Here is a 9,045-nt window from a genome sequence, read left to right as displayed (position 1 = left end):
TTCGACAAACATCTTCTTTTCTACAGTATTTATGAGACAAGGCGGGTACATAACCAATTTCATTATAGCACAATTATAGAAAGTCGCCCGCGCCTCGGCGAGGCGCCTACCCCAATTTTTCGGTAAATAGGTAAATAGGAGAACAACTAATAGACCTGCCGAAGACATAAAAGCAAGGCCAAAGAAAGGTTGAAGTCTACTCCAAAGCTTAGGTCTTTCTCCACTAATTAATAAACCTATATTGGCCAGAAAGTAAGGTTGAGTGAAAGCCACTTTTTCCAGGCGATCAGAGGTGATACTAATTGGCCCAATAACAACATCGAGTTCTCCTCTTGTCATACTATCAACACTATTCCTGACAGTATCTTGTGGAATAAGTTGGTATTCTAGTTCTTCTAAGGAAGCTAGTTCTTGCCAAATTTCTACACTTATACCCTGAACATCTCTATCCTTAATTACAAAGAGGGGTGAACCTGCTACTCCTACTCGTAATTTAGTCGCTCTAGCTGATAGTGGGAACAAAGATATGAGATTGACATCCTCCCCGGCTGTTAGGCGCGGGGATTCCTACTGAGCCGTAGCTCTTCGGCGGGTTGACGCTTTGCTTCGCATAGCTACCGCTAACACAGGGTGCTGCTTCCTTGGCGGTAGTCTGATGCTTCCCTCCACGTCCGCGCACGAGTTTCCGAGTGCCCCCCGGCAACTAATAACAGTTTAGCATATATCCAATTCACTTGCAAATGAAATAAAAAGTCGCCCTACAAGGGCGAGGCTTTAAACCCAATTTTTCGGTAAAGTTAGTAATTGAACTTTGCTAGTGATTTGCTTGAAGATATTTGTAGAAAAAAAATTCATCGTGACAATTTTTTGCCCCTGAGATAGGTGATAATAATTAAGTTGAGTGTAAACTATCCTCTCAATTTATGATGTCTAGTTTTTTCTAACTTTTGCCAATTATTCTTGAAGAAAGCAGAAGGCACAAGGCACAAGGCACAAGGGAAAATTAATTATGGATAGTCAACGACCGGCCACTCCGTGTCTACAAATCCCAAACAATTTTAAGCACCGTTTAGACGGTGGGGTCTTAAACCCCCTACAGAAAAGATAATTCTAGAAAAGTATGTTTGAGAAACTAGAAATTGCCTTGACTATTTTGTTTGGACTAGGATTGTTTACAAACTTTTGTCCTCAATGTAATCTATCAATTGGAGGTGACTTAAATGCTGCAATTAATATCAAGAAAGTAGCTCAAGTCTTACTCAAAGATTTGTTGCCACCATTAGGATAAAGAAGTACAATTAAGCGGATTTTCAATCAATTACAGAGGTGGGGCATCCCTTGGTAGCTCAGTCAATGTTCTCATAGAGAAGTCGCTGAGAAACCCACATATGATTCTCGATCAGCAGTGTGGGAGTATGTCACTTGACAAATATTTTACTATTAGGTGGACATGAACAGTAGGACAGACGACAAAATAATTGTTCGGGAATATTTCAATTCCACTGGTTTTGAGCGGTGGCAAAGAATTTATGGAGAAGGCCAAGTAAATAAAGTACAATTAGATATTAGAAAAGGACATCAACAAACCGTTGATAACGTTCTCAGTTGGCTACAAGAAGATGGGAATTTATCCGGTTTATCAATTTGCGATGCGGGTTGTGGAGTTGGTAGTTTGAGTATTCCCTTGGCTAAAGCTGGGGCAGTTATCTATGGTAGTGATATATCAGAAAAGATGATCACCGAAGCATATCAGCGTGCTAAGTCTAGTTTGATTAGTATGGGTAATGTTAATTTTGTTGCTCAAGATTTAGAAGCTTTAAGTGGTAAATATCATACAGTTATCTGTTTGGATGTGCTGATACATTATCCTCAAGAAAAAGTTGCAGATATGATTAATCATTTGATTTCTTTAGCAGAATCCAGACTTATTATTAGCTTTGCACCAAAAACTTTAGCTTTAAGTTTATTGAAAAAAGTAGGTGAGTTATTTCCTGGACCAAGTAAAACTACTCGCGCTTATCAGCATCGTGAGGCTGATATTATCAAAATAATAGAAAGTAATGGTTTTTCTATCCAAAGACAAGCAATGAACAGCACTAGCTTCTACTACTCTAGTTTACTGGAAGCTACTCGTTAGTAAGTTCAATAATTGTTAAATAATATTGAAATTGGTACTCAATGTACTAAAAATAAATATAATATAAATACATTTGTAACTAAAATTTGAATTAACCTAAGACTTATTTAGATTTTATATTCTCCATGGATTGTTATAAATAAGTTATATAGCTTAAATTATCAACTGCTTAATATTAAATAACAACTATATTAGGAATATTATCAATATTTTGAGAAAAGTAGTAAAGATAAAAATAGATAAAAATTAGGGTTAATTTTATCAAAATAATTGGGTCGCGCCACCCCGCCTTTTAAGGCGAAATGTTTTTGGAGGCTTGCTCAAATCCCCTTGACAAAAACAACTTCTGACTTCTAACTTCTGATTTAGTTAAAATGACACAGGGGTAAAAAATTAATGACTAGAATTTTTTTAGTAATAGCATCTATTCTAGGAGGTTTGTCTGTAGTCGGTGGTTCTTTTGCTACTCATGCTTTGAAAGAAAGGCTTAGTCAATACTCTCTAGATATTTTTCAGACAGGTGCTCGCTTACAAATGTACCATTCCTTAGCCCTGTTAATGGTGGCTTTTTTATTAACAATTGAAGAATTACCTCAAGGATTAATGTTGGCTGCTGGCTATGCTTTTATTATTGGCATAGCAATTTTTTCTGGAAGTTTATATGCTCTAAGTCTGACAGGGATTAAATTGTTAGGAGCTATTACGCCCATAGGTGGAATTGCCTTGATTATTGGATGGGGCTGTATGGCAGTCGCTGGTTGGAACTTAAAACTATAAAAATTGATTATTTTGATTATTTATTTTATATAGATATTTTAAAGATATTCAAGTCAAAAAATCAGCAAATAATGAAAAATATTTTGCCAAAAGTTTTAAAGAAGACAACTTCGAGCTATAGTGTAGTAAAGCAAAGCTATACAAATCTGGGTATCTGGCTTCTGTGAGTTACTGCCTTAATCCCAATTGCCCCAATCCCTCTGACCCATTAAATGTTGGTAGACGCACTTGTTGTCAGTGTGGCTCAGAATTGTTGCTGCAAAATCGGTATCGCGTCATCAAGTCCCTTGGGGGGGGAGGTTTTGGGAAAACTTATTTAGTAGACGATCGAGGTGTACAAAAAGTTCTCAAAGTATTACTGAAAAGTCACCCAAAAGCTATATCTCTGTTTCAGCAAGAAGCACAAGTACTAATCAGTTTACGAAACCCTGGGATTCCAAAGATAGAAGAAGATGGTTATTTTACATTTTTCCCAGAAAATAGTGACGAACCTATACACTGCCTCGTAATGGAATTTATTGGTGGTGCAAATTTACAGGATTGGATGAAAAGTCGTCGCCATAGGCCAATAAATCAAACTCAAGCAGTGGATTGGCTGACACAATTATCGGAAATATTGGAAAGAGTTCATCAGCAAAAGTATTTCCATAGAGATATTAAGCCCCACAACATCATGCGTAGACCAAATGGCCAATTGGTGTTGATAGATTTTGGTACTGTCAGAGAGGTATCTGAAACTTACTTAGTCAAAGTAGGTCAGGGGCAAAATGTTACAGGTATTGTCTCACCAGGATATACTGCCCCAGAGCAAACAAATGGCAAAGCTGTTCCTCAATCAGATTTTTTTGCTCTAGGGCGGACTTTTGTCTATTTATTAACAGGTAAACCTCCCACAGCCTTTCCAGAAAATCCTCGTTCAGGAAAATTGCAATGGCGAAAATATGCTCCTCATATATCAAAGAGGTTGGCAGATATAGTTGATTATTTGATGGCTCCTTTCCCAGGAAATAGGCCTCAAACTGCAGCCATGATTTTGCATTGCCTAGCAGAAATTGATACCGGAGATAGTTCTGGTAAAGAAAATTATCGAATACCTTCCCCTTCTAAGCAGACTCAACTAGGCCAAGAAAACTCTAAATTGCCAACAGAGCAAACTCAAACAAGAAGTTTATCTAGAACAAAATTCAAGACAAAAATATCCCGTAACAAGTCAAACATTAAATTAAAAAATAATCTGATAGTCGGGTTAACAATGTTGCTATTAGCAGCAGCAACCTCTCAATTTTATGGCTTTTGGCGCTATGGAATGTTTCCTGCAGATCCAATCCTATTGTTACGAGGATTGAATAGTAGTCGATTTTTGCAGAATACCTTCAATGGTTATTTAGGACCAGTAAATGCGATCGCTCTCACACCAGATGGTCAAATTCTTGCTACAAGTAGCTCTAATACAATTAAAATTTGGAACCTCAAGACTGGGGAATTAAAAAATAACATTGCAGATGCTCATACAGCTCAAGTAACGACTTTAGCGATTAGCCCCAGTGGCCAAATATTAGTAAGTGGTAGTGTCGATCAAACTATCAAATTTTGGGATCTAGAAGCAGGCAAGTTAATAAATACAATTATAGGCCTTAATGGTCAAGTGAATGCAGTGGCAATTAGCCCTGATGGACAAACATTAGCAAGTGTTGGTAGTGATCGATTAATGAAATTGTGGAATATCCAAACAAGTAGTCGAATGCTTACCTGGATACCAGATAAAGAATATGAAGTAAATGCTTTAGCTTTTAGCCGAGATGGGACTATTGTAATTAGTGGTAGTAATGACGGAACCATTAGACTGTGGAACATTAGTACAGGTATTCGTAGACAAACTCTAGAGGGACATACCAAGGCAGTAAATACGGTAGTCGTCAGTCCAGACAATCAAACTTTAGCTAGTGGGAGTGAAGATGGAACTATTAGACTATGGAATTTAAAGACAGGGAAAAAAGAAAGTGTAATTAAACCAAATATAGCTGCAGTCAAATCTATTGTTTTCACTCCTAATCACCAAAAAATAGTAGCTGCCGGTGAAAATATTACTATTTGGGATCTAATTACAGAGGAGAAATTACAAACATTGATTGGTCATTCTGAATCAATAAGTTCTCTTGCTATTACTCCTGATGGTAAAACCTTAGTTAGTGGAAGTGCAGATCAAACTATTAAGGTCTGGCGAATACCATAATATTCTGTCCGCTGATTTAATCACTTAACTTCCTGGGTCGGAACTGCGGAATTCATGTGTATGGTGGAGGATACTTAAGGGAAGTTGCTCCATCACCAGACCTGCCATCAACACCAACCACACGCTTTTCACTCTAAGCTTGGGACTCTTAAACGAACCTGTTAAAAATACAGATAAAAACTTTCTCTTTAATTGTTCTTTGCTTTATTTATCCAGAAATAATATATAGCAGGAGGAAGAAGTAAGAAGGAAGAAGGAAGAAGGAAGAAGGAAGAAGGAAAAAGCTTGCGTTGTCTGAGTTTTAAGCTTTTAATATGTCCGCGCCCTTTGCTTCGACTGCTATAACTAGAAAAATTGTACCGAAAAATTGGGTTTAAAGCCTCGCCCATAAGCAGGCGACTTTTTAGTTGTTTTTTTTGAATACATATGTTATGTTTTTTATTAGTCGCGTGCGGGCAGTCCCAGACAAAAAATGGACGCGGAGGCAAGGGTAAGACTGGCGTATAGTGAGCATCAGCCTGTGTTAGTGGCAGCTCTAGGCCAGCAACACCTCAACCCACCGAGGAGCTACGGCTCGGTAGGAATCTCTGTGCCTTTAGGTCGGGGAAGATGTCAATCTACAGACTGAACTAACACAAAAAGCAAAAGTAGGAAAAAAAGATAATTTCTTATTACCCTACTTTCTGTGTTTTGCTTAGTCAATTCATGTTTTAGTAATATTCTAGAACCTAAATTGAGTCCTGATACTTCCTACCCAGAGAGTTTCATTATCCTCAATGTGATTAGGATTAGTAATCACAAACAAACCAGGAGTAATAGCAATATTGTCGTTCATTTGGAAGCGATAGAATACTTCAATGTGTATTGATGTATCGGGGTCTTTTAAATCATCATCATCACCACCATCAGTAATAATTGGTGGTACACCAACAATTATACCTCCTAAACTACCTTCTCTGAATAGATCTGGAAAAGCTAAGGTCAAAGCACCCGTAAGTATTGTGATATCATCATCATCACTATCATCTTCAGGACGAGCAAATGAGGCACCAGCCCAACCACCTATATGAAACCAATCATTAACTTTCCACTGAGCTTCAAAGTTGATGTTGTCTGCAGTACTTCGTCTGTCATCAAAAGGATCTCTGGCCAGAAAACTACCAGTACTTCCGGTTAAGTTCAAATCTCCTTTTGGATGATATGCACGCAAATAACCTACTTGAAAAGCTATTTTATCGCTTGGCTCAATTGTCACCTGACCAAACCCACTAAACCCACCATTAAAAATACCTCTACCTTCTTGAGGGTCTTCCGAATCTGGTACAGCATAACCCACAGTTACCTCAATTGCATCATTGAAACCGTAGGCAAATTTGATACCAGCATCAGAAGGAGCACGATAGAAAGTAGGGGTGAATCGTCCAAACCTAGAAACAGAACCAGCACCACTACTTTGAAAAGGATTAATAGGTGCCACAAAGTCATCAATACCATAGCCATTAGCAGCTATCTCTACCTGTGCTCTATCGTTGAGTAAAGGAAAACGATAGGCCAATTTATTGAGAGTCACATCATCATCTAGGTCGTCATCTGTAGATAGACGAGTCATCAAACTATTCGTCAAATCTCGAGCGCTATAGTTAGGAACGTTACGAGCTTGTAAACGAGTTCTCAAGCGATCTTTACCTGTAAAACTGGTATCAAAAATTAAACGAACCCGATAAGAAAGAGTCGCCTCTGTCCGATCCTCGTCACTCCGTGCTAGTCCACGTCCCCCAGCTTTTTCTCCAAAGGTATCACTCAACCAGAATAAAGTTTCACCACCCAGTTTAGTAGTTGTTGAGAATTGATTAGCTTCCAGTTCCTCAGTTCTCGCTTCCAGAGCATCAACACGACCACGCAACTCTGCTAATTCTGTAGCAAACTCTTCTTGCAGTCTCTGTAATACTGCCAAATCATCACGAGTCACTAAATCTGCTGTTGCTGCTGCGACCAATTCTGTAATTCGGTCCAAACAAGCATTTAGACCTGCCGCAAACTCATAACGGGTCATCGCCCGATTACCTTTGTAAGTACCATCTGGATAACCAGCAATACAACCATAACGTTCTACCAGAGATTGCAAAGCTTGGAAAGCCCAATCAGTGGGTTGGACATCTGATAATTGAGTCACAGATGTGACTTGTCCCATGGGGTCTACTTGTTCTAACTCTGCTCCAGGAATCTTGAGGGAAGGATCTTTGAGATTTTGTAGCCTAGTATCTCCTGGTATTTCTACTTCTTCTGAAGAGGTATCACCTTGTGATTCTGTTGGTAGTTCAGATGAAGTAGTTGAATAGTTAGTTGTATTTGTATTAACATCTTGAGCGTTAGCCAGTTGTTCTACAGAAACCTGATTTGCTAAAGCAGAATTAGCTATTAGTAAAGTGGCGATACTGAATACACCAGAAGTCTGTTTTAGAACATTCAGGATAATTTTTGTCATTTTGCTCTCCTCACACCTTTTTATAAGCAATGAACAACCCTACTGTTTAGAGTAGATTTTACTATTGATTGTTCCAATTTATTTTGTTAACAGAAGTCTTAGTGTTAGCTAAGTTTAATCTGGTTTAATCTGGAGATAGATCTCTACAATTATTTAGCATTAAGAGAATTAAGGGCTTCAATGCTCTAAAATATGGCATAAACAAATAGAATCTTTTTCTCCATAAAATTATTCCTAGTAGTTTTTACACAAAACTTATCCTGAAAAAAGACAAGTTAAGCATCGCCCTTGAGTGTAACAATAATTTAGATATTAGATAAATATGTCTAAACTTCACTAGAGCTATCAGTAGACTCAAAGTATTTCTGAATAATTAGATACAGTAGACATAGTTACCTTTTTTTACCAAGAAGGTTAGCACCTCTTACGCAATAGTGCAACTATCTTGAATGTAATATTTGATTTATTTTATTTTTCTGACTATTGTTCCAGGAGTATGACTAGCTAATACCAGACATGATATTTCTTGACTCTACAAAGTCAAAAGCTAATTTAGTTAAATCTATACAGTTTTTCTTCAAGTCCTGAAATAGTCGCCGGAGCATAAAGGCCACCGTTCGAGACCTGACTAGGTTGAAGTAGCAGTCAGCTATCAGCACTTCAGCAGTCAGCATTTTCAGGGTGTTTAATGGAGAATTCAAACCCCCAAAAAAGGCACACCACTAATTGTTTCAAATAAGCGTGGGGGACTTAAACCCTTGATTTTTTTTAGCGCTCCAGCTAAATGTTGGCAAGGGTCGCATTCCGGAACGTCCAAGCTGATAGCTAGTTAATAAACTTATTTACCTTTGGTCGAGTCTTTTTGAAGTTACCGAAAAATTCTGGGTATGCGCCTCCCCTTTTAAGGGGATAAAAAAAGAGAATATTTCAGATTTCAAGCCTCCTTATTGCAGAGGTACTGATAACTGATAACTGATAACTGATAACTGATAACTGATAACTGAAATGACTGCTTGTAATGCTCAAACTTGGCCACTATCTCCAAGGCTACTCTGGACGTTAGTTTTTTCCCATCCACCACGGTCAGACACCATAGATGTAGTTCCTTCCTGCCTAATGATGATCCAGCAGGGCTAAAGCGTTCTATGTCCCCAGATGACCTTGTCCGCTGATGACCTTTCCTCACTGCCAAAACCCAAACACGCACTCTCATTTTCAAAGCGACTTAATGGGTAACAACGGATTAACAGCATCGCACGAGCTAACAGCATAAGTTACATCTGGATTTGACATCCTCCCCGGCCTAAAGGCGCGGGGATTCCTACCGAGCCGAAGCCCCTCGGTGGGTTGACGCTTCACAGGCTGCTGCTGCCAGATGCGGTAGTCTTACGCTTGCCTCCACGTCCGTTTAAT

The 9,045-nt window shown here is 38.6% G+C and carries 8 protein-coding genes; 4 read left to right on the top strand and 4 right to left on the bottom strand.

The window, feature by feature from the left end:
- The coding region (locus tag F6K23_RS39380; protein ID WP_293166486.1) for a transporter substrate-binding domain-containing protein at positions 1 to 522 on the bottom strand (522 nt) is incomplete at its 3' end.
- A 598-nt stretch (positions 523 to 1,120) separates the two neighbouring features.
- Between F6K23_RS39380 and F6K23_RS39375 the strand changes: the two genes are divergently transcribed.
- The 4 genes from F6K23_RS39375 to F6K23_RS39360 all read left to right on the top strand — a co-directional run bounded on the left by F6K23_RS39375 (position 1,121) and on the right by F6K23_RS39360 (position 5,147).
- The gene (locus F6K23_RS39375) at positions 1,121 to 1,288 is read left to right on the top strand and encodes a hypothetical protein (RefSeq protein WP_293166484.1); all 168 of its coding nucleotides are present in this window, start codon (positions 1,121 to 1,123) and stop codon (positions 1,286 to 1,288) included.
- A 162-nt stretch (positions 1,289 to 1,450) separates the two neighbouring features.
- Positions 1,451 to 2,137, top strand: coding sequence for a magnesium protoporphyrin IX methyltransferase (gene bchM / locus F6K23_RS39370; RefSeq protein ID WP_293166482.1), 687 nt, complete (start codon positions 1,451 to 1,453; stop codon positions 2,135 to 2,137).
- Positions 2,138 to 2,533: 396 nt separating this feature from the next.
- On the top strand, positions 2,534 to 2,914 hold the full coding sequence (locus F6K23_RS39365; protein ID WP_293166480.1) for a DUF423 domain-containing protein: 381 nt from the start codon (positions 2,534 to 2,536) through the stop codon (positions 2,912 to 2,914).
- A gap of 163 nt (positions 2,915 to 3,077) precedes the next feature.
- A complete protein-coding gene (locus tag F6K23_RS39360; RefSeq protein WP_293166479.1) occupies positions 3,078 to 5,147 on the top strand; it encodes a serine/threonine-protein kinase in 2,070 nt (689 codons plus the stop codon).
- A 721-nt stretch (positions 5,148 to 5,868) separates the two neighbouring features.
- On the opposite strand, the gene F6K23_RS39355 is transcribed toward F6K23_RS39360, so the two are convergent.
- From F6K23_RS39355 to F6K23_RS39345, 3 genes are all read right to left on the bottom strand, one after another.
- Positions 5,869 to 7,632: an iron uptake porin gene (locus F6K23_RS39355; RefSeq protein ID WP_293166478.1), complete on the bottom strand. Its 1,764-nt coding sequence runs from the start codon at positions 7,630 to 7,632 to the stop codon at positions 5,869 to 5,871.
- A gap of 500 nt (positions 7,633 to 8,132) precedes the next feature.
- Complete coding sequence (locus F6K23_RS39350) at positions 8,133 to 8,333, bottom strand: hypothetical protein (protein WP_293166476.1); 201 nt, start codon at positions 8,331 to 8,333, stop codon at positions 8,133 to 8,135.
- Positions 8,334 to 8,566: 233 nt separating this feature from the next.
- Positions 8,567 to 8,839, bottom strand: coding sequence for a hypothetical protein (locus F6K23_RS39345; protein WP_293166474.1), 273 nt, complete (start codon positions 8,837 to 8,839; stop codon positions 8,567 to 8,569).
- Positions 8,840 to 9,045 lie beyond the last annotated feature (206 nt).

The organism is Okeania sp. SIO2C9 (genome assembly GCF_010672455.1).
GTDB lineage: Bacteria > Cyanobacteriota > Cyanobacteriia > Cyanobacteriales > Microcoleaceae > Okeania.
Note: the sequence above shows the minus strand (reverse complement) of the source record. Positions and strands in the feature narration are given on the sequence as shown.

What these genes read in the sequence shown, in the direction of transcription:
- F6K23_RS39375 (WP_293166484.1), top strand. Translation starts at nt 1,121, where the DNA reads ATGTTTGAGAAACTAGAAATTGCCTTGACTATTTTGTTTGGACTAGGA.
- bchM (WP_293166482.1), top strand. Translation starts at nt 1,451, where the DNA reads ATGAACAGTAGGACAGACGACAAAATAATTGTTCGGGAATATTTCAAT.
- F6K23_RS39365 (WP_293166480.1), top strand. Translation starts at nt 2,534, where the DNA reads ATGACTAGAATTTTTTTAGTAATAGCATCTATTCTAGGAGGTTTGTCT.
- F6K23_RS39355 (WP_293166478.1), bottom strand. Translation starts at nt 7,632, where the DNA reads ATGACAAAAATTATCCTGAATGTTCTAAAACAGACTTCTGGTGTATTC.